The sequence below is a fragment of the Vibrio sp. S/42/10 genome, assembly GCF_029890535.1.
Taxonomy (GTDB): Bacteria; Pseudomonadota; Gammaproteobacteria; order Enterobacterales; family Vibrionaceae; genus Vibrio; species Vibrio cyclitrophicus.
This window is the reverse complement of sequence record NZ_JAKMZC010000017.1, coordinates 101,020-121,297: the sequence shown is the minus strand read 5'-3', so window position 1 is coordinate 121,297 and position 20,278 is coordinate 101,020. Positions and strand designations below refer to the sequence as shown.

At 44.2% G+C, this 20,278-nt stretch carries 17 protein-coding genes; 10 read left to right on the top strand and 7 right to left on the bottom strand.

The features are described 5' to 3' along the window. Window positions 1-145 precede the first annotated feature (145 nt). Window positions 146-661 carry a hypothetical protein gene (locus L8S15_RS17595; RefSeq protein WP_280574445.1) on the bottom strand — a complete coding sequence of 172 codons (516 nt, stop codon included), beginning with the start codon at window positions 659-661 and terminating at the stop codon, window positions 146-148. A 219-nt stretch (window positions 662-880) separates the two neighbouring features. On the opposite strand from L8S15_RS17595, the gene L8S15_RS17585 reads away from it, so the two are divergent. Together L8S15_RS17585 and L8S15_RS17580 are read left to right on the top strand one after the other, a co-directional pair. Further along, the gene (locus L8S15_RS17585; RefSeq protein WP_004730320.1) at window positions 881-1,129 is read left to right on the top strand and encodes a type II toxin-antitoxin system Phd/YefM family antitoxin; all 249 of its coding nucleotides are present in this window, start codon (window positions 881-883) and stop codon (window positions 1,127-1,129) included. Further along, window positions 1,119-1,400 (top strand): type II toxin-antitoxin system RelE/ParE family toxin, encoded by a 282-nt coding sequence (locus L8S15_RS17580; RefSeq protein ID WP_010429015.1) that lies wholly within the window; start codon window positions 1,119-1,121, stop codon window positions 1,398-1,400. Before L8S15_RS17585 ends, L8S15_RS17580 begins: the two co-directional genes overlap by 11 nt. A 135-nt stretch (window positions 1,401-1,535) precedes the next feature. Here the strand turns inward: L8S15_RS17580 and L8S15_RS17575 are convergent, their stop codons facing one another. Both L8S15_RS17575 and L8S15_RS17570 read right to left on the bottom strand, forming a co-directional pair. After that, the gene (locus L8S15_RS17575; RefSeq protein ID WP_280574441.1) at window positions 1,536-1,886 is read right to left on the bottom strand and encodes a hypothetical protein; all 351 of its coding nucleotides are present in this window, start codon (window positions 1,884-1,886) and stop codon (window positions 1,536-1,538) included. 420 nt (window positions 1,887-2,306) lie between these two features. Then, the gene (locus L8S15_RS17570; protein WP_280574439.1) at window positions 2,307-4,862 is read right to left on the bottom strand and encodes a nitrate reductase; all 2,556 of its coding nucleotides are present in this window, start codon (window positions 4,860-4,862) and stop codon (window positions 2,307-2,309) included. 501 nt (window positions 4,863-5,363) lie between these two features. Here L8S15_RS17570 and nirB point away from each other — a divergent pair. From nirB to L8S15_RS17550, 4 genes are all read left to right on the top strand, one after another. Continuing rightward, the gene (gene nirB, locus L8S15_RS17565) at window positions 5,364-7,946 is read left to right on the top strand and encodes a nitrite reductase large subunit NirB (protein WP_016769194.1); all 2,583 of its coding nucleotides are present in this window, start codon (window positions 5,364-5,366) and stop codon (window positions 7,944-7,946) included. Between the two features lie 248 nt (window positions 7,947-8,194). Next, entirely contained in the window at window positions 8,195-8,539 is a 345-nt protein-coding gene (nirD, locus tag L8S15_RS17560; protein WP_010428996.1) for a nitrite reductase small subunit NirD, read from the top strand. Window positions 8,540-8,680: 141 nt separating this feature from the next. Then, complete coding sequence (locus L8S15_RS17555; RefSeq protein WP_010428993.1) at window positions 8,681-10,150, top strand: NarK family nitrate/nitrite MFS transporter; 1,470 nt, start codon at window positions 8,681-8,683, stop codon at window positions 10,148-10,150. 233 nt (window positions 10,151-10,383) lie between these two features. Beyond that, the gene (locus tag L8S15_RS17550; RefSeq protein WP_016769192.1) at window positions 10,384-12,174 is read left to right on the top strand and encodes a bifunctional protein-serine/threonine kinase/phosphatase; all 1,791 of its coding nucleotides are present in this window, start codon (window positions 10,384-10,386) and stop codon (window positions 12,172-12,174) included. 13 nt (window positions 12,175-12,187) lie between these two features. On the opposite strand, the gene cra is transcribed toward L8S15_RS17550, so the two are convergent. Beyond that, window positions 12,188-13,192 (bottom strand): catabolite repressor/activator, encoded by a 1,005-nt coding sequence (cra, locus tag L8S15_RS17545; RefSeq protein WP_016769191.1) that lies wholly within the window; start codon window positions 13,190-13,192, stop codon window positions 12,188-12,190. Window positions 13,193-13,585: 393 nt separating this feature from the next. Here cra and fruB point away from each other — a divergent pair, with 393 nt between their 5' ends. The 3 genes from fruB to fruA are packed head-to-tail and all read left to right on the top strand — an operon-like array spanning window position 13,586 to window position 17,482. Further along, window positions 13,586-14,719 carry a fused PTS fructose transporter subunit IIA/HPr protein gene (gene fruB, locus L8S15_RS17540; protein WP_280574432.1) on the top strand — a complete coding sequence of 378 codons (1,134 nt, stop codon included), beginning with the start codon at window positions 13,586-13,588 and terminating at the stop codon, window positions 14,717-14,719. A gap of 9 nt (window positions 14,720-14,728) precedes the next feature. Beyond that, window positions 14,729-15,706, top strand: coding sequence for a 1-phosphofructokinase (gene pfkB / locus L8S15_RS17535; RefSeq protein WP_016769189.1), 978 nt, complete (start codon window positions 14,729-14,731; stop codon window positions 15,704-15,706). A gap of 15 nt (window positions 15,707-15,721) precedes the next feature. Then, a complete protein-coding gene (gene fruA / locus L8S15_RS17530) occupies window positions 15,722-17,482 on the top strand; it encodes a PTS fructose transporter subunit IIBC (RefSeq protein WP_016789452.1) in 1,761 nt (586 codons plus the stop codon). 166 nt (window positions 17,483-17,648) lie between these two features. On the opposite strand, the gene L8S15_RS17525 is transcribed toward fruA, so the two are convergent. Beyond that, a complete protein-coding gene (locus tag L8S15_RS17525) occupies window positions 17,649-17,972 on the bottom strand; it encodes a DOPA 4,5-dioxygenase family protein (RefSeq protein WP_010428978.1) in 324 nt (107 codons plus the stop codon). 181 nt (window positions 17,973-18,153) lie between these two features. Then, on the bottom strand, window positions 18,154-19,011 hold the full coding sequence (gene yghU, locus L8S15_RS17520) for a glutathione-dependent disulfide-bond oxidoreductase (RefSeq protein ID WP_016785129.1): 858 nt from the start codon (window positions 19,009-19,011) through the stop codon (window positions 18,154-18,156). Between the two features lie 289 nt (window positions 19,012-19,300). On the opposite strand from yghU, the gene L8S15_RS17515 reads away from it, so the two are divergent. After that, window positions 19,301-19,645 carry a YajD family HNH nuclease gene (locus L8S15_RS17515; protein ID WP_010428973.1) on the top strand — a complete coding sequence of 115 codons (345 nt, stop codon included), beginning with the start codon at window positions 19,301-19,303 and terminating at the stop codon, window positions 19,643-19,645. A 148-nt stretch (window positions 19,646-19,793) separates the two neighbouring features. Here the strand turns inward: L8S15_RS17515 and L8S15_RS17510 are convergent, their stop codons facing one another. Beyond that, window positions 19,794-20,174, bottom strand: coding sequence for a hypothetical protein (locus L8S15_RS17510; RefSeq protein WP_016785128.1), 381 nt, complete (start codon window positions 20,172-20,174; stop codon window positions 19,794-19,796). Window positions 20,175-20,278 lie beyond the last annotated feature (104 nt).

The following is a 20,278-nucleotide window of genomic DNA, read 5'->3' as shown; positions in this document are numbered from 1 at the left end:
AGCAGTTACCTTAAATTCCGTAAGATATTGTTGAGTTTTTTTACCTGATTTATAAGCTGGCATAATCACCTCCAATTACAATTGAAGGTGTCCATTAGATCGGGTCAACTACAGAATCACTCTTAAATGCTTTGTTATGTGCGCGCTAGTTGCGAGCAATATACTCATTTATTCTTAACTCTAACTTCCGCAATTTTCCCTTTTCATCATCCCACAATACCCCTGAGTCACGGATTCTGACTCTTGGCATTTGTAATAATTTTTTCATTTCTAGGATTTCAGTATTAGGTTTTAATTGACGAGAAAGAATTGCAAAGTTTTTATCCGTTTTCTTTACAATTTCATGCATATCATCTTTTTCCTCGCCCATTAAACTTGTAGAACGATCCAAAAACTCACAGCATAGGATCGCAATATATTCTTGGTTTTGAAGAAGTCGATTTAATGTTGACGACCCTTTTGATTGAGATTTCCAATTATTCAAAGCCAAGTAACCCACATAAGACGCAAAAACAGTTCCGAAGCCAGCCAACACAGTTCCCAATTCAACTAGCCATAGCCAAATCGCATCGACCTCACGCACACTAGCAAACTTAAATCCAAGCATGATGCCTAAAATGTTACTCAGCACTACTAGAAAAACAATAACACCTGTTTTCATATCTAATTTTAGAACCTTGATTTAATTGAACAAAAGAGCACATAACGCCTTGCTAAGGTGTGAGCAAAGCAATACCTTGGCCTCCGCATAATACCTTAAACACATAAACCAACGCATAGTAAAAATGCCACGCGTTGCGAATCACTCTTAAGCAACTTGTTATACCGCTTGGTTGAGGCTAAAATGACCAAAAAAAAGACCACTTAAGAGACCTATTAAATGACCACTAGAATTTTAGCCGATGTTGCTGCAAGCATTACTGAGTTGAAAGCTAACCCTATGAAAGTTGCAACTAGTGCTTACGGTGAACCTGTTGCTGTACTGAACCGAAATGAGCCAGCATTTTATTGCGTACCAGCCGAAGCGTACGAAATGATGATGGACAGACTCGAAGATCTTGAACTACTTACTATTGCGAAAGAGCGTGAATCTGAAGAGAGCATTTCGGTAAATATTGATGACCTATAAACTCGACTTTAAAAAGAGCGCACTCAAAGAGTGGAAAAAGCTTGGCTCAACGCTTCAACAACAATTTAAGAAAAAGCTAATCGAGCGCTTAGATAACCCGCATGTTCCGGCTTCAAAACTCTCTGGAGCTGACAACATGTATAAGATTAAGCTGCGCCAATCGGGCTACCGTCTCGTCTACAAAGTTGAAGACGATGTCATCATTGTAACCGTCTTAGCAGTCGGAAAACGCGAACGTAGCGATGTTTACCGTAAAGCTATGAAAAGGTAGATGATTGATTGCGGTATAACGCCGCGTTAAGTAGTGAGCAACGCCTCCACTGAACCTAACCATACCACCTTAAACACAAAGCCCAACGACGGAATGGAAAATGCCAAGCGTTGGGAATCTGTCTTAAACGCTTTGTTAGCTTTTTACTCTTTCATACCGTTCCAAAAGTGCTTTTGAACATTGTGCTAAAGGCTGCCCCATACCCGATAATTTAAGCTCTCCGCTCAAAGTAGTTGCAGTAGCAGTCATTATTGCATCAGATTTTTCTAGTTCTTGTTGCTTTTGAGGTAATGTATTGAGGAAACTAGCAATTTTCTCTGCGTCATTACTTCCAAGCAGGCTAGTACATTCCATTAAGTGATTATATCCAATAGCCTGATCTAAGCCTGCTTCACCCATGTTTTTCACATAGAAACCATAAATCCCACCACCAACCAACACTCCGATTAAAGAGCCTACTGCTAAAGATTTTACGTCTAAATCCATTATGTTTTCTCCAATTCGATTAAAAAGCTAACAGCTATATTAGACAGAATAATTCTGCATTTTGTCCCTGAAACAATTCTGTCTAGTCATCTCAACAGTTCAGGCTCGATCTAATAACCCATTTAATAACAGAACCTTACCTGATTACTGCTTTATCGAACATGACCAAAAGCAGAAATTTTCTATATAGTTCCAGTAAAATGCAGAAAACACCTCAATGTGTGAGTTAATCGTTACCTTCTTCGGTGATTTACTGACCAAATCCTAGACAATTTTGATCTAAGTCTTTGGGTTGGGTGATGAGTGAACCGCAGTTCAGGCAATGAATTGTCACGGATTGGGGAGCTGTACACTCAAACAAAAACGCCGACATGATTGTCGGCGTCTACGCCATTGGTATGGATGAATGTGAGGTAGTAACTACTTCGCCATGGTACTCAAAAATTCGGCTTCGAATTCTTCATCGGCTTCTCGGGTTAGGCATTCCACCAGCCAGTTGATGCTTTCATGATCTAGGTTACTGTTCACCACGAACGCTTGTTTCACGCCAAACTCACCAAGCTTGGCTGAACCGTAGTTCTTGAACGATTTATTGCCGTGATAATGGAGTGATTTCACCGCTTCTGCGTTGGGTTCAGGTAATTCATCCAGTGTGTTGGCAAGCTGAATCACCAACTCCATAGGATTCTTAGATGACGAGATACGATACAAAAATCCGCCCTCGACTTTCTGTCTAACCCAGTAATCAAAGCTGCTGCAATCCATCACCTTATCACTGACCAGTGCCGCTTCGCTGCGATAAGCACATGCTTCTAACATCACAGGTGTGTGTTTAAATTCTGGCTGTCCTGAATTGGAATCGGTGTTAGGTAAAATCAGGTCACACGGCTTGCTGTCTTTGGCCGTGGTGCCGTTCCAGTGAATCGGCATAAACACCTGCTCTTTACGCATCTCTTGGGTTAATACCAAGCGCGCTTGAGACTCACCTTGAGCGCTTTTCACTTTAACAACCTGGTTGGTTTGGTTTGTGCCCGTTTCCAATCCAAATCTCTTGGCGGTTTCAGGGTGAACAGCAATGAACGGCTCGGGAGTGTGGTCTCCAAGTGATGAGGCAAGCCCTGTTCTACTCATTGTATGCCATTGATCGCGCACTCGTCCGCTGTTCATAATAAGCGGATAGTCTGGTGACGACGTCGTTAATGGTAAAGCATGTTCAACCGCAACGAACTGGGCTTTTCCGGACTTAGTGAAAAACTCGCCATCAGTGAACATTCGTTTATTTACGATATCTTGCTGTAATTCTAGTACAGGCCATTGCTGGGGTTTTAGCTCGCTATAACCTTTATCGTCCAATTTGGTTAGACCAATTAAACACAGGTCTCGCGTTTTACCGTTAGTATTATCAAGCCCCGTCATTTGACAGTACTCTTCAAATATCTGCCCTTCATGACGATAATCAAAGGCATGTTGATGACCCATTTTCTGCGCCACTTCTTTAATCATCCACCAATCAGGTTTAGCTTCACCCGGGCTTGGCAATATGCGGCGCTGCCTTGATATACGGCGCTCGGAGTTGGTCACGGTACCCGATTTTTCACTCCAACCTTGCGCAGGTAACACAACATCGGCCAAGCGTGTGGTTTCGGTATCGGCAATGCAATCTGACACAACCACAAATGGACAGTTTTCTAGCGCTGCTTTCACTCTCGCACTGTCTGGAAGGCTCACCACAGGGTTGGTCGCCATAATCCACACCGCTTTGATCTTGCCTTCAAGCATGTCGTCAAACAACTCGACTGCTTTCAAGCCGGATTGGGTTGCTAAGTTATCGGTTTGCCAAAAATCACTCACCGTTTGGTGTGATTTCTCATCCCCAAACTCAAAGTGCGCCGCTAGCGTATTCGCTAAACCACCAACTTCGCGACCGCCCATTGCGTTGGGCTGCCCTGTCACAGAGAAAGGCCCCATACCTGCTTGTCCGATTTTTCCGGTGGCTAAATGACAGTTGAGAATAGCGTTCACTTTGTCACAACCTTGGCTCGACTGATTCACGCCCTGAGAATAAATGGTGACGACTTTTTGTTTAGAAGCGAACGCGCGATAGAAGCGCTCAACCTCTTGTTCCGCTAACCCGGTTAGTTGGCTGACGCTTTGCTCTGAATTGATGCTTGAATCAGCGTGGTAAACATACTTCTTTGCTGACTTGATCGCTTGCTGGAAGCCTTCTGTATGTTTGCTTATATAGCCTTCATCAAGTGCATCATTATCCGCTAAGTATGAAAGTAACCCGTTAAACAAGGCCACGTCAGAGCCCGATTCAATCGCTAAATGTTGATCTGCTATTTCACATGTGTCGGTATAACGAGGATCTATGACGATCACTTGCAGTTTGGGATTCGCTTGCTTAGCTGCTCTTAACCTTTGAAAAAGAACCGGATGACACCATGCTAAGTTTGAGCCAGTAATCACGACCAAGTCGGTTTGCTCTAAATCTTCATAACAAATAGGAACCGTGTCGCTACCAAATGCACGTTTATGTCCAACAACGCTCGATGCCATGCAAAGCCTTGAGTTACTGTCAATGTTTCCGCTACCAATAAAGCCTTTCATCAGCTTATTAGCAACGTAATAGTCTTCTGTTAACAGTTGGCCAGAGACATAGAACGCAACTGAATCAGGACCAAACTCTTCAATGGTTTGGTTAAACCTATCAGCGACCAATTGAGTGGCGTCATCCCATACGAGTTCGTGTTTTTGTTGATTCTGAATATGAGTAGGCTGAGTAAGACGACCTAGAGGTGTTACGGTTTCACCTAGAGCAATACCTTTAGTACATAACTTTCCATAATTCGACGGGTGTTCTTTGTCACCACGTACTTCAAGCTTACCTAATGCAGTGGGCCTCGCTTCTATTCCGCATCCAACACCACAATAGGCACATGTCGATTTTATCCAGCCACTGTTTGAATCACTCATCCGTTTCTCGCTCAATTATCCAAAATTGCATTTATTTAACTAAAGCAAATAGCACGCCATTAAATCCAAGAATTAAACAAATAAGAAAAATCGCGATAAAACAATAGTTTAGTGAAATAAAAACAATAACAAATCAGTTACTAAGAACTGGTTGATATCAAAAACTTATTTTTTGCACCATCTTGCGGAAAGTTGCACCACAAACGTTCATTTCCATAAATTTAACAAAAAAATTACATACCACTTTAGGGGTAATTGCGTGCCGCCTCGAATTTTTAATTTATTGAAAAATATAAATTTTATTTTATTTATTTTGCTAAATCATAATTTGGCACCCTCCTTGCTCTACTAAAAACCAAGAGTTAGAAAAACAATTTTTGTTTTCTTGATAATGATGAATTGAGTGGAATCTCAACCCGGTATTCATTTGTTAACCATTAGAAGTTAAACGCTATAAACGTTAACGCTATAAACAATGAAGCCGAGAATAAGGAATGGATTATGAGCAAGAAGAAGATCGTCGTCGTTGGTAACGGTATGGTTGGACACAAATTTATCGACAACATATTACAATCAGAAAGTGATGATTTTGATGTAATTACTTTCAGCGAAGAACCTAGGTTAGCCTATGATCGAGTCCAGCTTACAGCTTACTTCAAACGTGGAAATGCCGAAGATTTGGCATTGACCAGTGAAGAGTATTACCAAAGCAATGGCGTCAACTACCTATTAAACGCAAAAGTCGCTCAACTAGACACTGACAATAAGTGCGTTGTGACAGAGTCGGGACATACCGAGAGTTATGACACATTAATTCTAGCGACGGGTTCATTTCCTTTTGTTCCTCCTATTCCCGGTAACGACCAAGAACATTGCCACGTTTATCGCACCATCGAAGACTTAGACGCTATTGAATTATCAAGCAAAAGCAGTAAATCGGGCGTGGTTATTGGTGGTGGCCTGCTTGGCTTAGAAGCCGCAAATGCAGTTAAAAACCTTGGTTTGGAAACCCATGTGGTGGAGTTCGCTCCTCGCCTGATGGCCGTACAGTTGGATGACGGTGGCGGTGCGCTTTTACGCCGTAAAATTGAAGACCTTGGTGTTCAGGTTCACACTGAGAAGGCAACCTCTGAGATAGTCGCGGGTGAGAGTTCTCGCTACCGTATGAACTTCGCAGACGGCACCCATCTTGAAACCGATATGATTGTGTTTTCTGCGGGTATTCGTCCTCAAGATGCCCTAGCTCGTAGCTCTGATATTGCCATTGGTGAACGTGGCGGCATCGTGATTAACGATCATTGCCAAACCAACATCGACAATGTGTATGCGATTGGTGAATGTGCACTTTGGGACAACAAGATCTTCGGCTTAGTAGCTCCTGGCTATTCAATGGCGAAAGTCGCAGCAGCGCATATCATCTCTGATGGCGCGAGCGACGCTTCGTTTACTGGTGCCGACATGAGCACTAAGCTCAAACTGCTTGGTGTTGATGTCGCAAGTATAGGTGAAGTACACGGCCAAACAGAAGGTGCTCAATCGTATACTTATAACGACGAAATCGAGCAAGTTTACAAACGCCTTATCATCTCAGCTGATGGTAAAAAGATTGTTGGTGCAGTATTGGTGGGCGACGCAGAGGCTTACGGGTCACTACTGCAAATCAAACAAAATGATATGCCTCTTCCTGAAAACCCATCCGTGCTTATTCTGCCAAACCTCGCGGACGATTCTGGTTCAGCAATGGGTGTTGAAGCCCTGCCTGACAGCGCAGTGATTTGTTCGTGTTTTGATGTGACCAAAGGCGATATCAAAGACGCCGTATCTGCTGGATGCACCACCATGGCAGCATTAAAAGAAACAACCAATGCTTCAACAGGTTGTGGTGGTTGTTCTGCGCTTGCTAAACAAGTTTTAGACAGTGAACTAAGCAACCTTGGTGTGGAAGTCTCAAACGATATTTGTGAGCACTTTGCCTATTCTCGACAAGAACTTACCGACATTATCCGCGTCAACAAAATTAAGACATTCGATGAGCTATTGGATTCTCATGGCAATGGATTAGGCTGTACAGTTTGTAAGCCTGCAGTCGGTTCAATTTTGGCTTCTTACTGGAACGATTACATCCTAGAAGATCAGCATATTGAACTGCAAGACACCAACGATATCTACCTAGGCAACATGCAAAAAGACGGCACTTATTCAGTTGTGCCACGTATTGCAGGCGGTGAAATCACACCTGACAAATTGATCGTGCTTGGCGAAGTCGCGAAAGAGTTCGACCTTTACACCAAAATCACCGGTGGTCAGCGTGTCGATTTGTTTGGTGCGCAGCTTAACGAACTGCCTATCATTTGGAAAAAGCTGATTGATGCAGGTTTCGAAACAGGCCACGCCTACGGTAAGTCGGTTCGTACTGTTAAGTCGTGTGTGGGCAGCACTTGGTGCCGATACGGTATCGACGACAGCGTAGGCTTAGCGATTCGATTAGAGAACCGCTACAAAGGGCTACGCTCGCCACATAAAACCAAGTTTGCAGTTTCTGGCTGTACTCGTGAATGTGCAGAAGCGCAATCGAAAGACTTCGGCATTATCGCGACCGACAAAGGTTGGAACCTCTACATCTGTGGTAACGGTGGTATGCGCCCTCGCCATGGTGACCTTTTTGCTACCGACCTTGATGAAACCACCCTTCTGCAATACATAGACCGCATTCTAATGTTCTACACACGTACTGCAGATCGCCTGCAACGCACATCAGTATGGATGGAAAACCTTGAAGGCGGCATTGAATACCTCAAACAAGTCGTGATTGAAGACAAGCTCAATGTTGTTGAAGAACTTGAAGCCGACATCGCGCTCAACATCGAGAAATACCAGTGTGAATGGAAAACCACCATCGAAAACCCTGAAAAGATGAAGCGCTTCCAGCACTACATCAACAGCGAAGAGATGGACACTAGCCTTTCATTCATCAAAGAACGAGAGCAGCGCTTTCCTAAACCAAACATTAGCGCGTCTTTAGATTCGCAACGCGATGAAAAGCTAACCAAGGCTGACCAAATCGAAGTGACTGAAGTTTCATAAATATCAGTTTCATCAGCTTTATAAACAACAGTAGTCGTACCCCCAAAAAACAGTTGAGTAAGGTAAAGCATCTAACATAAAACGCTAGGAAGTGACTGGCATGCTCAGCAAGTCGCTCCCGCCGCTCAGCTATAAGACAAGAAAGACGACTCAAATGACAAAGATTACAGCAGCTCGGAAACGAACTGCTTAGAAACGAAAAAATTAGAGAAATGATTAAAGACTCAATTTTAGACTAGGAGAAAGTCATGGAAAATTGGACAACCGTATGCAACACCAAGGACTTAACCCCAAACGGTGGTATTTGCGCCAAAGTAGACGATAACCAAGTGGCTATTTTTTACTGCAAACGCAGTGACACACTGTATGGGCTATCTAACTACGACCCTATCGGCAAAGCGAATGTGATGTCTCGTGGTATCATTGGCTCATTAAGCGGTGAACCGTATGTCGCGTCGCCCTTATACAAGCAGCATTACCACTTAGAAACTGGAGCATGTCTTGAACAACCAGAACTCAAGCTCATGAAATTTGAAGTTCGCAAGCAAGGTGAACATGTACAAGTTCTCGCACCGCTTGCTATCGCCAGTTAATAAACAGCCGACATCATCCTCAAAACGCTTTAAGGCGTGAGTAATTTCGGCATAAAGGTTTAGCACATTTAAGCGTTCGAATTTCGGAAGTAACGCACGTGCTCAAGCCAGGTAATTTTCCAGATTTAAAGGATTTAAACCATGGATAACACAAAATTTTCGCTGCTTTCATTTACGGGTAAGATGAAAACCTTACACCTAAGTTGGATGGCCTTTTTTATCACCTTTGTTGTATGGTTCAACTTTGCTCCCCTACTGCAAATGGTGAAAACCACGCTTGGTCTTTCTACTGAAGAGATCAAAACACTTCTGATCCTCAACGTTGCATTGACTATTCCAGCGCGTGTCGCGATTGGTATGTTAACCGATAGGTATGGCCCAAGGTTGGTCTACTCTTCACTACTGGCTGTCTGTTCAATTCCTTGTTTTATGTTTGCGATGGCAGACTCTTTCATTCAAGCGGCGATTGCACGTTTCCTATTAGGTTTCATTGGCGCAGGCTTCGTTGTTGGTATTCGCCTTGTGTCTGAGTGGTTCCCACACAATGAACTGGGTACAGCAGAAGGTATTTACGGCGGTTGGGGTAACTTCGGTTCAGCAGCGGCAGCATTCACACTTCCCACATTAGCTCTAGCGTTTGGTGGTGAAGATGGCTGGCGTTATGCAGTCGGTATTACTGGCGCAATGAGCTTAGCGTTCTCGTTTATCTTCTACAAAAACGTAACAGACACACCAAAAGGCTCAACATACTTCAAACCGGCTCAAGTAACAGCGATGGAAGTAACATCAAAGGGTGACTTTTTCTTCTTACTTATTATGAAGATCCCGATGTATGCCGCTCTTGCTCTACTAACATGGAAACTATCGCCAACCAACATTAACATGCTTTCTGATATGGCGGTTAACTCGGTTTACGTGGGTTTAGCCGCACTTTACGTATATGAAGTTTCACAAGTTTGGAAAGTGAACAAAAACGTATTTAAAGAAGAAGTACCAGAAATTCACCAGTACAAATTTAAGCAAGTAGCGGTACTGAACGTATTATATTTCGCGACGTTTGGTTCTGAGCTGGCTGTTGTTTCTATGTTGCCACTGTTCTTCTCTGAAACCTTTGAATTAACACCCGTTCTTGCAGGTATGGTTGCATCGGCTTATGCCTTTATGAACCTAATGTCTCGCCCAGGTGGTGGTTGGATTTCAGATAAATTCGGTCGTAAACCAACCCTGCTTATTCTAACGATTGGTCTTGCTGTAGGTTACTTCGCAATGGGTCAAGTAGACAGTACATGGCCTGTATGGCTAGCGGTTGTCGCAGCAATGGCGTGTTCTTTCTTCGTTCAAGCGGGTGAAGGTGCGGTATTTGCGACAGTTCCTCTAATCAAACGACGCATGACAGGTCAGATTGCAGGTATGACTGGTGCTTACGGTAACGTTGGTGCGGTAGTTTACCTAACAGTATTGTCTTTCGTGAGCTACCAAACGTTTTTCTTAGTGATTGCTGCAACAGCGGTACTTGGCTTTGTGACTCTATTGTTCATGGAAGAACCTAACGGTCAAATTGCTGAAGTTAACGACGATGGCAGTGTCACGCTTATCAATGTTTCGAGTTAGTCTGAGCACTAACGGTTAACGTAGATATTATCAAATCGGGAGGAGCACCTTAGCTGACATATTTATGCTTGAATCTTTAATGCTTAAATGTACTAACGCTTAAGTTTATTCAAGTTTCGATATATCAATGCTGGGTGCTTCGTTCAAAGGCTCTACGTTCACTAGGGCTTTTGTTCTTCCTAGGGGGTTCTGTCAAGGAAGCGGGAAGAAGAGCAGTTAAGAGAAGAACAGTTATGACAATTTCATTCAGCCAAGGGCAAGTCATCACACCGGAATCGAACAACCAACTAACGCTCAAGTTTGGTGGCTATTCGAATAAAGGCGTACGTGATGAAAACCAAGATGCAATCATTGTAAAACACCCCAAAACTCGCGCAGAGCAAGAGTTAAAAGGCAGTGTTGCTTGTATAGCGGATGGTGCAAGTTGCAGTGAACACGGTCAAAAAGCCAGCCATACCAGCGTGATGCAATTCATTGATGACTATTACTCAACCCCGCAGAGCTGGAGTATTCAGCGTTCAGCTCAAAAAGTCCTAACCTCGCTCAACTCTTGGCTTTTTAACACTTCAGTCTCAAATATCCACCCCACTCAACAAGTTAACCATAATGCGCTCGTTTCCACTTTTAGCAGCGTGATCCTAAAATCAAACACCGCCCATATATTCCATGTCGGCGACAGTCGTATTTATCTATTGAGAGATGGCGAATTACGTCAGCTTACTCGCGATCATACCCGCAAGAATATGGGACAGAAACACTACCTAACACGAGCTTTAGGTATGGATAACCAACTCAACGTTGATTACCAAACACTACCGATTAAAAAAAATGACTGCTTCATCCTTACATCAGATGGCGTGCATGAGTTTGTTTCCCCTAACACCTTCAAGGAACACATCGACAAACCCGGAGCGGATTTCGAATATGCAGCACAAACCATCTGTAACACCGCTTTAAGCCACAATAGCTCTGATAACGTGAGCTGCTTGATTGTGCAAGTCAGTCATCTACCTAAGCCTTCGCTCATTGAGTTCCATGAAAAGCTCGCTAAACGAGCCATCCCACCCGCTTTAAAGCTCGGGCAAAGCATCGACAACTATATGGTACTCGAAGTCCTATATGCAGGTTCAAGAAGCCATGTATACCGTGTCATGCACAAAGAGACACAAACCGAATTCGTCCTCAAGGTACCTTCGGTTCAGTATCACGACAGCCCAGCACAACTGAGCGCGTTTTTTAACGAGCAATGGGCAGGAATCCTACTGAACAACAAGAAAGTAATGAAGGTCTACCCGACGCCAGAACACTCGCAATTCCTATATCAAATTTGTGAATGGGTAGAAGGCATCACGCTGAGACAGTGGATGTACGACAATCCAAAACCTTCACTCAAACAAGTGCGCGATATACTCGATAAGATCACACAAGGTATCCGAGTGCTACAACGTGCAGATATGGTGCACAGAGACTTAAAACCTGAAAACATCATGATTCAACGTGATGGCGAGATTAAAATAATTGATCTTGGGGCTGTGTTGGTAAGAGGTATTGAAGAAGGAAGTAAATCAGAGCAAGACTCGGTACCATTGGGCGCTGTTAATTACATTGCACCGGAAACCATAAAGCACAATACCGCGACCACAAGTTCGGATCTATTCTCTATTGCAGTCATCGGGTATGAAATGCTCACAGGCGAACTGCCCTACTCTGAGATGTCTGCACAATCGCTCAAGCAATCTCGTCATCATCAATGGGAATACCAATCGCTGACACAAAAGCGTACTGACATACCAGCTTGGGTTGATTTGGTTTTACAAAAAGCGTGTGCCGAATCGCCAAGCGAACGCCATCAAGTGTTAGGGGACTTTGTGGCCGACCTTTACACACCTAACCAAAGCTTGGTAAAAAGCAAAGCCAAGCAACCTTTGATAAACCGAAACCCGATCCAGTTTTGGAAAGTTTTAGCCTTGTTGCTCGGCATTATTGCGATAGTAGAACTAGGTTTGTTGTTAAACCCAAGCTAGATACGTTTACGAATTAGCCTCGCCTAACTAAGCTTCTTGGCACTAATTCAATACCCGCTTGATAACGTTTAGCAGAAGCGTTCAAAGCCAGAGCAAAAGCACTATCCGCAATTACTTCAAACTGCTGCGGAAGTGAATGGACCTTAAAAGGCAAGAAATCGAGCAGTCGGTTATCACCAAAGGTCGCCAACTTCACTTGATTAACCAGTTCTGGCTTTTCGACCATTACATCAAGTACACCCTCTAACAAGGTGTATGACATGGTGACAATCGCATCGGGCACTGCGTCTTTTGCAATCCAACCTTCAAAAATTTCACGCCCAGATTCTCGGTCAAAGTGCTCGCCGTAACCCACAACGATAGGTTTGTTTTCTGACAGCCCGACTTGTTGACCATACGCTTTGTTTGCCGCTTCGAAACCCAACTGACGTTCACGTGAGATGTTCAGATCTGGCAATGCACCTATCAAACCAACACTCTCAATACTGTCATCAAGAATAGAATGCGTCAGCTCAAACGCAGCTTCAAAATCTTCACTGATCACACAAGCAAAATGCTCATCATCTAATGGACGATCAATCGCGATTACGGGGGTGCCTGAGTTTTGCAGCTTCAAGTAAAACTCATTAGCGTCTGGCATAGAGCTCGCCACCAGCAAGGCATCAATACGACGACTCACCAAAGCGTCAGCGACTTTACGTTCGGTTTCAGCATCATCATCTGAACAGCCGATCAGGATTTGATAGCCCACTTTACGTGAGTTCTGCTCTATCAATTTTGCTAAACGCGCGTAACTGCTGTTTTCAAGATCAGGAATAATCAAACCAAATGAACGACTATTACCAGCACGCAGCGACGAAGCAGCATGATCTGGACGGTAGTTGTACTCATCAACGACTGCCATCACTTTCTGCTGAGTCTTTTCGCTGATTCTGTATTTCTGCGCCTTGCCGTTGATCACATAGCTAGCAGTGGTTTTCGACACACCAGCTAGTTTGGCAATTTCATCAAGTGTCATATGGGTGACCTGTATTTTGTGCGTAGGATCATATAACCAATATTCTGATCCTTGGATTAGTTGAATTATATGCTGAATCGATTCAGTATAAAAGCTGAAAGGATTCAGCAAAATCTGAAAAGTGACTTCAATCATCCTTTTGAATGAATTGAGAGCCATTTGTCGTTAATAAGCTTTTCATTATTTACGAATCGCAACCGAAGCAAATTAACGACACGCAGCAAACTATTTTGAAAACCAAAATCGGCTTTGCTGAATTTTTTTACACTAAATGCTGAACCGATTCAGCCAGGGTAAAACAAAGAGCAAGCAAAGAGTAAAGTTCACTAATTCTTGCTCTAAACTGAATCGTAGCGAAACACAAATTCTCAAGCGATACGCTAAAGAGGCACCATGCTTAAATTATCAAAATCTGACATTACTCTAGGCCAAACTGCCGAAGACAAATTCAAAGCAATCCAAAACATTGCTGGCGACTTAACGGCGAAAGGCTTAGTTGAATCTGGCTACGTTGAAGGAATGCTGAACCGTGAAAACCAGAACTCTACGTTCCTAGGTAACGGCATCGCGATTCCTCACGGAACCACTGATACTCGTGGCCTAGTAAAAGAGACAGGCGTTGCGGTACACCACTTCCCTGAAGGTATTGATTGGGCAGATGGCAACCGTGTTTACGTTGCGATTGGTATTGCGGCTAAATCTGACGAGCACTTAGGCATTCTTAAGCAACTGACCAAAGTTCTCGCTGCAGACGGTGTCGAAGAGAAGTTAAAGCAAGCGAAATCAGAAGACGAAATCATCGCTCTACTGAACGGTGAAGTTCAACTTGAAGCCGATCTAGACGCTTCTTTAGTGCAGCTACTGTTCCCTGCAAGCGACATGATTCAAATGTCTGCAGTAGCGGGCGGCCTACTTAAGAATACAGGTTGTACGGACAACGCATTCGTTGCTGACCTCGTAACAAAAACACCGACTCACCTAGGCCAAGGCCTTTGGTTGTTGGGCAGCGACAAAGGCGTAACTCGCACTGGCGTATCGTTCGTTTCAACGGCTAACCATTGTGAGTACGAAGGCACACCCGTTAAAGCATTGGTAGCGTTCGCCGCTTGTAACAGCGCTCACCAATCTATTTTAGCGAACCTAAGCAAAATGATTTTCGAAGGTAAACAGCAACTACTGTTGACTGCTGACATAGCACAAGTCATTGGCCTTCTAAGAGATGAAGCGGTTTCTACAGCGTCTCAAGACGATGACAACTGCGCGGTATTTAAAATCAAAAATGCTCACGGCTTACACGCTCGTCCGGGTGCAATGCTAGTCGCTGAAGCGAAGAAATTCGAGTCAACCATTCGCGTTTCAAACCTAGATGGCGACGGAAAAGAAGTGAATGCGAAGAGCTTGATGAAAGTGATCGCTCTTGGCGTTAAACACGGCCATCAGCTTCAGTTTGTTGCTGAAGGTGAAGATGCAGCACAAGCTCTTGAATCGATTGGTAAAGCTATCGCTTCAGGCCTTGGTGAAGGTTAAGGAATCGATATGTCTGATAAACAAATCAAAGCCGTTACCGTTACGCTAAACCCTGCTCTAGACCTGACTGGCGCTATCGACGCACTTAACGTGGGTTCAGTCAGCCTAGTGAACAAAGGTTCTCTACATGCAGCAGGCAAAGGTGTAAACGTAGCAAAAGTACTTTCAGAGCTTGGCGCGAAGGTTACCGTAACTGGTTTCCTTGGTCGTAATAACGAAGAAGCATTCTGCCAACTGTTCGAACAGATGGGCGCAACTGACCGCTTCATCCGTGTCGACGGCGCGACTCGCATCAACGTGAAATTGGTAGAAAACTCAGGCCAAGTAAGCGACATCAACTTCCCAGGTGTTCCTGTTGATGCTGACGCTATCAAAGCGTTTGAAGAAACCTTGTTAGAGCTTGCTGAAACACACGATTACTTCGTGATTGCAGGCAGCTTGCCACAAGGCGTATCACCAGAGCTTTGCGCTTCTTGGGTACAACGCTTGCGTGACCTAGGTAAAAAGGTGCTGTTCGACAGCAGCCGTGACGCACTTAAAGCCGGTATCAATGCACAGCCTTGGTTAATTAAACCAAACGATGAAGAGCTGTCTCAGCTGTTCAATGCAGAACTAACCACACGCGACCAATGCCAACACGCAGGCCAAGCCCTCAGTGAAAAAGGCATCGAGAACATCGTGGTGTCACTTGGCGCTGAAGGCGTGATGTGGCTAAACCAAGGTGAATGGCTACATGCTCAACCGCCGCGCATGCAAGTGGTAAGCACGGTTGGCGCAGGCGACACATTAGTCGCTGGCCTATGTTGGGGTCACATGCAACAGATGCCAAAACCAGAACTTATTAAATTCGCAACCGCCTTATCTGCTCTAGCAGTTTCACAGGTAGGCGTGGGCATTACCAGCCAACAAGAGCTGGATTCAGTACTACAAAATATCCAATTACAGTCGCTTAGTGCTCCAACTAACCAGTTAGACACAAGCAAATAGGACAAAAGGTTTATTATGAATATTACCATTATCACGGCTTGCCCTAGTGGCGTAGCAAACAGCATCATCGCAGCAGGCTTGTTAGAGCAAGCAACAAAAGCACTGGGTTGGAACGCCGCTATTGAATGCCAATCAAGCGTGCTACCTGACTCAACCGTATCACAAGACACTATCGACAGCAGCGACGTTGTGGTTATCGCAGCTAACACAAACGTTGATAAAGCACGTTTTGTTGGTAAAAAAGTGTACCAAGCGGCTATCTCTGAATGCACTGCAGATGCAAAAGCATTTCTAGAGAAAGCGGTAGCAGAAGCAACAGTACTAGACGCTTCTCAAGTTGAGACTACAGTGGAAGTGACTGGTACATCAGTAAACTCTTCTACAACGGCAAGCACAGGCAGCAAAAAGATCGTAGCGATTACGGCTTGCCCGACTGGCGTTGCACACACCTTTATGGCAGCTGAAGCGCTTGAAGCAGAAGGTAAACGCCTAGGTCACCAAATTAAAGTGGAAACTCGCGGCTCTGTAGGTGCGAAGAACCAACTGACAGACCAAGAAATCGCAGATGCTGACCTTGTTATCATCGCGGCAGACATCGATGTTCCTTTGGATCGTTTTAACGGCAAAGCGCTATACAAAACGACAACGGGTCCTGCGCTTAAGAAAACAAAGCAAGAGATGGAAAAAGCGTTCGCAGAAGCTAAACCATACCAACACACTGCTTCTTCAAATTCAGCACCTGCTGACGAGAAGAAAGGCGTGTACAAGCACCTAATGACAGGTGTATCGCACATGCTTCCTGTAGTTGTTGCGGGTGGTTTGATCATAGCTCTGTCTTTCGTATTCGGTATCGAAGCGTTTAAAGAAGAAGGCACACTAGCAGCAGCATTGATGACTATCGGTGGTGGTTCTGCATTCGCTCTAATGATTCCTGTTCTTGCTGGTTTCATTGCATTCTCAATTGCTGACCGTCCGGGTCTGGCTCCAGGTCTAATCGGCGGTATGCTGGCTAGCTCAACGGGCGCAGGTTTCCTAGGTGGTATCGCAGCAGGTTTCATTGCCGGTTACGCAGCGAAATTCATTGCCGACAAGGTTCAACTTCCACAATCCATGGAAGCCCTCAAGCCAATCCTGATCATTCCGTTTATCGCGAGTTTGTTCACTGGTTTGGTGATGGTTTACATCGTGGGTGGCCCTGTTTCTGGCGTGATGAGCGCAATGACGACTTTCCTAAACAACATGGGAACGTCTAATGCGATTCTTCTGGGTGTGATTCTAGGCGCAATGATGTGTTTCGACCTTGGTGGCCCTGTAAACAAAGCGGCGTACACATTCGGTGTTGGTCTACTAGCTTCGCAAACTTACGCACCAATGGCGGCTATCATGGCAGCAGGTATGGTTCCAGCTCTAGGTATGGGCCTTGCGACTTTCCTAGTGAAAGACAAGTTTGAAGCAGGCGAGCGTGAAGCAGGTAAAGCATCATTCGTTCTTGGCCTATGTTTCATCTCTGAAGGTGCAATCCCATTCGCAGCGAAAGATCCAATGCGTGTTATCCCAGCATGTATGGCAGGTGGTGCACTAACGGGTGCTCTATCAATGATGTTTGGCGCACAGCTAATGGCTCCACACGGTGGCTTGTTCGTATTACTGATTCCTGGTGCTATCTCTCCAGTGCTTATGTACCTAGTGGCGATTGCAGCAGGTACGGTAGTAACAGGCTTCGGTTACGCCGCTCTTAAAAAGATGAGCAGCGATAAAGTGACAGCAGAGGCTTGATCCCCCACTCTGTTTAACGGCTAAACCCGATGGACGGAGGCTCTTGATTAAACAGTCCCTTGGTAAAACTGTTCCTTGGTAAAACAAAGGCTCCCATTTGAGGAGCCTTTTTAGTTTGTGAATTGTTCCGTTCAGAAAGAGGTAATAACAACACTTGTATGTTTGATTAACTAGTCAGCGTTTCTTCAAAGACACCCAGTTCACGACCAAGCCAAGTCGCACGTACTGTGTGATCTAGCTTTTCTTCACCACCGGTTACTGGGTGAATCAACACCGACATATCGCCACGTTCTTGTTCAAGCCATTCGATAATACCCGACTCTTTGTTCGCAAAATGGAGCTCAAACATTGGCATCTTATGTGGGCCAACCAAACGCTGTATTAATGGGAAAGTCTCTAACACATCCCTGCGTTCTGATAGAATTTTCTGACGCAGTGTTTCTGCCTGCTCTGCAAATCGCAGAGGGAAATAAATATGTGCGTGGTACATGACACCATCCTTTAGAATTATGATGCCGCAAGTTTATACCTAAACCGCCTTTAATAGCTAAATCTAAATAAGTGGACTTACTATGGAAAAATCCGTAGGAACAAAAAACTAGAGTTTGAGTTAACGTTGTTCGCTAAAACAAACTCTAGAGATACTAGTGACGACTATCGTTTAAAAATTACTACGGGCGTAACGTTAAAACTCGATCAATATCTTCAGCTGAATGGCGCTCTGGAACTTGCTCCCACTCTTCGCCAAATGAGCGATTCACCACTCGACCTCGTTGGAAACCTTCACGCGCTTCAAGTTGCTTTGCCCAACGAACGACATTGATGTAAGACTCAACTTGTAGGAACTCAGCTGCATCATACAGTTTGCCTAGTACAAGGTTGCCATACCAAGGCCAAATCGCGATATCAGCGATGCTAAGCTCCTCACCCGCAACAAATGTGTTATTTGCTAACTGTTTGTCTAACACGTCTAGTTGACGCTTAGCTTCCATCGCAAAACGGTTAATTGGGTACTCTTGCTTTTCATCAGCGTAAGCGTAGAAGTGACCAAAGCCACCACCTAAGAATGGCGCTGAACCTTGTGCCCAAAACAACCAGTTAATGGTTTGTGTTCTTGCTGCCCCTTCTTTTGGTAAGAAGTGACCGAATTTTTCAGCTAAGTGCATCAAGATAGATGCCGATTCGAAAACATTAACATCTTCATCACCAGACTTGTCGACAAGTGCTGGTATTTTCGAGTTTGGATTCACGCCAACAAAACCAGAAGAGAATTGATCAGAGTCACCAATGTTGATCAAGTAAGCATCATATTCAGCCTCTTTTACACCTGCTGCCAATAGCTCTTCAAGCATGATAGTGACTTTTTGACCGTTAGGTGTGCCAAGAGAATACAATTGTAAAGCATGTTCACCAACAGCGAGCTCTTTATCAAACCGAGCTCCAGATTCAGGGCTATTGATGTTTGCCCACTTGTTACCACCAGCGGTATCGTTAACCCAAACTTTTGGCGGTGTGTATTGTTCTGACATGATATTTCCTTATTAATATAGGGTCTCACAATCTGATATTAGGTCACATACCCTTGGTTAAAACCCCTGAATACGATTTATTTTCAAACTGTTAAGCATGGCTTATTCCAGAAAGGCATAACCCGCTTTAAAAATTGGCTTGTGTAAAAGATAAGTACCTATTCAAACTTCAATCTAAATAGAGATTAATCCGTAGTACTATTTGGAATCGACATTTACAGACGACATGCCTACAGGTTTAAGAAAGCTGTGATAAAATTGGTGGATTACAATTGATAAGGATTTGGCAATGTCTTCTGATTACACAGGCTCGAGTGCAGCGTACGCTCGCCAAGAGAAAGGCTACCGCGAAAAAGCACTAAAACTGTACCCATGGGTTTGTGGTAAATGTGCACGTGAATTTGTTTACTCAAACTTGAGAGAGCTTACCGTTCACCACGTGGATCACGACCATACAAACAACCCTGAAGATGGCAGTAACTGGGAGCTATTGTGTCTATACTGTCACGATCATGAGCACTCAAAATACACTGACCATGAACGCTATGGTGTGGATGCAAAAGCAAGTTTAGATGATCATCAGTCAGCAACACATAATCCGTTTGCTGATCTCGCTAAGATGATGAAGAAGTAGCACAACTTTAAAGCTGTAGAAACTAAAAAGAATAACAATAAACCCCAGTATGTCAGCATACTGGGGTTTCTTCTATCTGCCTTTAAATTGATAGCTAGACAGGATCAAAAAAGCCTTCCGAGGAAGGCTTTTTAAGAATCAAATCGAATTATGCTGTCGCTTGTTTGCGGGACTCTTCAACCTGCTTGGCGCGTTTTTTCAACGTTAACTTATCGCGGTATGCAAACCAAACGTAAGTAACAACCACTAAGAAAAACAGGTATGACAACGAGAAAATGAACGGTGATTGAATGATATCGTTCGAGATACCCCAAGAAACACCGATAACCGTCACTGCAATTTTCGCGAAGAAGCCACACATTAATAGCATCAAAGCCAACTGTGGGAAGCGTGTGCTGCGGAATGCAAGCCAGTAACAACTACCCACCGCTAACGCAGCGATGTAGAAGCCGAATAAGAAAGAGTGAATATGGTCAGCTGCCGCTAAACCACCAGAAATTGACATCAATAGAATTAAAAACAGTTTCATAATACTCGCCTCACCATAAGTTGGAAACGCATCCTTTCAAATTTGGAATCTTTGTTTGCGTATTATTTTCCCACTTTTTACGGACAACACAACCCCTCAAATCG

Excerpts from the sequence above, each read along its gene's own strand:
- L8S15_RS17595 (WP_280574445.1), bottom strand. The coding sequence starts at position 661 with ATGAAAACAGGTGTTATTGTTTTTCTAGTAGTGCTGAGTAACATTTTA.
- L8S15_RS17585 (WP_004730320.1), top strand. The coding sequence starts at position 881 with ATGACCACTAGAATTTTAGCCGATGTTGCTGCAAGCATTACTGAGTTG.
- L8S15_RS17580 (WP_010429015.1), top strand. The coding sequence starts at position 1,119 with ATGACCTATAAACTCGACTTTAAAAAGAGCGCACTCAAAGAGTGGAAA.
- L8S15_RS17575 (WP_280574441.1), bottom strand. The coding sequence starts at position 1,886 with ATGGATTTAGACGTAAAATCTTTAGCAGTAGGCTCTTTAATCGGAGTG.
- L8S15_RS17570 (WP_280574439.1), bottom strand. The coding sequence starts at position 4,862 with ATGAGTGATTCAAACAGTGGCTGGATAAAATCGACATGTGCCTATTGT.
- nirB (WP_016769194.1), top strand. The coding sequence starts at position 5,364 with ATGAGCAAGAAGAAGATCGTCGTCGTTGGTAACGGTATGGTTGGACAC.
- nirD (WP_010428996.1), top strand. The coding sequence starts at position 8,195 with ATGGAAAATTGGACAACCGTATGCAACACCAAGGACTTAACCCCAAAC.
- L8S15_RS17555 (WP_010428993.1), top strand. The coding sequence starts at position 8,681 with ATGGATAACACAAAATTTTCGCTGCTTTCATTTACGGGTAAGATGAAA.
- L8S15_RS17550 (WP_016769192.1), top strand. The coding sequence starts at position 10,384 with ATGACAATTTCATTCAGCCAAGGGCAAGTCATCACACCGGAATCGAAC.
- cra (WP_016769191.1), bottom strand. The coding sequence starts at position 13,192 with ATGACACTTGATGAAATTGCCAAACTAGCTGGTGTGTCGAAAACCACT.
- fruB (WP_280574432.1), top strand. The coding sequence starts at position 13,586 with ATGCTTAAATTATCAAAATCTGACATTACTCTAGGCCAAACTGCCGAA.
- pfkB (WP_016769189.1), top strand. The coding sequence starts at position 14,729 with ATGTCTGATAAACAAATCAAAGCCGTTACCGTTACGCTAAACCCTGCT.
- fruA (WP_016789452.1), top strand. The coding sequence starts at position 15,722 with ATGAATATTACCATTATCACGGCTTGCCCTAGTGGCGTAGCAAACAGC.
- L8S15_RS17525 (WP_010428978.1), bottom strand. The coding sequence starts at position 17,972 with ATGTACCACGCACATATTTATTTCCCTCTGCGATTTGCAGAGCAGGCA.
- yghU (WP_016785129.1), bottom strand. The coding sequence starts at position 19,011 with ATGTCAGAACAATACACACCGCCAAAAGTTTGGGTTAACGATACCGCT.
- L8S15_RS17515 (WP_010428973.1), top strand. The coding sequence starts at position 19,301 with ATGTCTTCTGATTACACAGGCTCGAGTGCAGCGTACGCTCGCCAAGAG.
- L8S15_RS17510 (WP_016785128.1), bottom strand. The coding sequence starts at position 20,174 with ATGAAACTGTTTTTAATTCTATTGATGTCAATTTCTGGTGGTTTAGCG.